At 45.4% G+C, this 1956-nt stretch carries 1 protein-coding gene; it reads right to left on the bottom strand.

From position 1 onward, the window contains the following. Positions 1 to 221: 221 nt before the first annotated feature. The gene (locus tag C8322_RS14190; protein ID WP_111810828.1) at positions 222 to 1664 is read right to left on the bottom strand and encodes an aldehyde dehydrogenase family protein; all 1443 of its coding nucleotides are present in this window, start codon (positions 1662 to 1664) and stop codon (positions 222 to 224) included. Positions 1665 to 1956: the final 292 nt, after the last annotated feature.

Here is a 1956-nt window from a genome sequence, read left to right as displayed (position 1 = left end):
TTTTCTTAATAGTGACTATAGTACAAGTATTTAAAACGACATTTCGTGTCTTTCATGTGGTTTACTCCAGTCGCTTATATCCTCGTGCTGAACCACGAGATTTTACGCTCCAGTGGATAAAAATTATTCCTGTTCTCTTCTTATTGAATAGCTGAACTTTAAAAACTCAGATCATGAGCAAATGTGCGCATGATCTGAACACTTAAAATTTAAATCATTATTCAGGCTTTAATCACCAGCATACGTTCTTCCTGCATGTCACGAATAGCAGACTGGATGCCTTCACGCCCTAATCCCGAATCCTTTACACCGCCATACGGCATATTATCAACACGGAAGGATGGAATGTCGTTGATGATCACGCCACCGACATGCAACTGATTCCAGGCATACAGCATCTTGTTCAGGTTCTGGGTATAGACACCCGCCTGCAAACCAAAACGACTGCTGTTGATGCATTCAATCCCGGCCTCAAAATTGCTGTATTTTTCCAAGATTGCCATCGGACCAAACACTTCATCCTTATACACTTCTAGTTCATGATCAACATCTTCCAGTAGGGTTGGCTCAAACATCACGCCATCCAGCTTGCCGCCACTGAGCACTTTAGCGCCTTTCTTCACGGCTTTATCCAGCCATTTTTTCAAACGCTGGGCTTCAGCCTCCTTAATCATTGGGCCGACCAGGGTGGTGTCCAAATCTGGATCCGCTGGTTTAAGCTTTTTCAGTTTGGTTACCAGTTTTTTCTTCACCTCAGCGTAGATATCTTGATGCACCAAAATACGCTGCACGCTAATGCAGACCTGTCCGGCATGACCAAAAGCACCACCGATCAGGCGATCAATAAAGCTATCCGTGATTTCAGTATCAGGCTCGATCATTACCGCGGCATTACCACCCAGTTCCAACGTGACTTTCTTGCGCCCTGCCCGCGGTTTCATATCCCAACCGACCACATCAGAACCGGTAAAGCTGAGCATTTTGAAACGGTCATCCGTCACCAGTACATCCGCCAGTTCACGTGGACAGGGCAGTATCGAGAACGCATTTGGTGGTAAATCAGTCTCTGCCAGAATCTCAGCAATCTTTAAGGCTGACACCGGTGTCAGGCTGGCAGGTTTTAAGACAAAGGGACAACCCGCTGCAATTGCAGGCGCAATCTTGTGAGCGGTCAGATTCAGCGGAAAATTAAAAGGACTGATCAGGGAGACGGCGCCAATCGGAACCTGTTTCACAAAACCCTGATAGCCCGATGCAGCCGCTGTAACTGCCAATGGCATCATACGGCCTGAATCAACCTGAGTCACGGCATCGGCGGCAATCTGGAAAGTATTGATCAGACGTTCCACTTCAGCTGCTGCAGCTTTACGTGGCTTACCCCCCTCAGCAATCAGAATCTCGGTCAACTGACCGCGAATCTCATTAAAGCGCTTCACACAGTGCAACAGGATTTTCTGTTTTTGATAAGGCTCCAGAGCCGCCATTTCCGCTTCGGCTTTGACTGCTGCTTTAATGGCTTTTTCCAGAATTTTGGCATCTGCCAATGACACACGTGCGCAAACCTTATGCGTATATTTATCCTGAACCTCCAGCCACTCTGAGGTTTCCACTGGCTTACCTGCAACATAAAGCGGATAGTCGATTACTGCTCGGGGTTTAGTCATGTTATGTCCTTTCAGGTTCACGCAATATTTCGATATATTTGATTATATGCTCAAGATCCAGTGACATACGTTTTTAAAATGTAGACCTTGATTGAAATGGCTGAAAAGCCTGCTCTGCAATTGTTCTAGATCTAGCAAAATAAAACTGAAAAATTAAGCTTAATCTGGCTAGATGGTTCCCTACTTGCTGCCATATACATTTTGAAAATTACCTATATGATGCAGCTAGCCAGAAATACTAAAAAGGCTCTAGACTAGCAGATTTGCACTTAGTTTTACCTAATGAGGTCCC

It is taken from the genome of Acinetobacter sp. SM1B, from assembly GCF_003289665.1.
GTDB lineage: Bacteria > Pseudomonadota > Gammaproteobacteria > Pseudomonadales > Moraxellaceae > Acinetobacter > Acinetobacter schindleri.
This window is presented reverse-complemented; position numbering and strand designations above follow the sequence as displayed.

Excerpts from the sequence above, each read along its gene's own strand:
- C8322_RS14190 (WP_111810828.1), bottom strand. The coding sequence starts at position 1,664 with ATGACTAAACCCCGAGCAGTAATCGACTATCCGCTTTATGTTGCAGGT.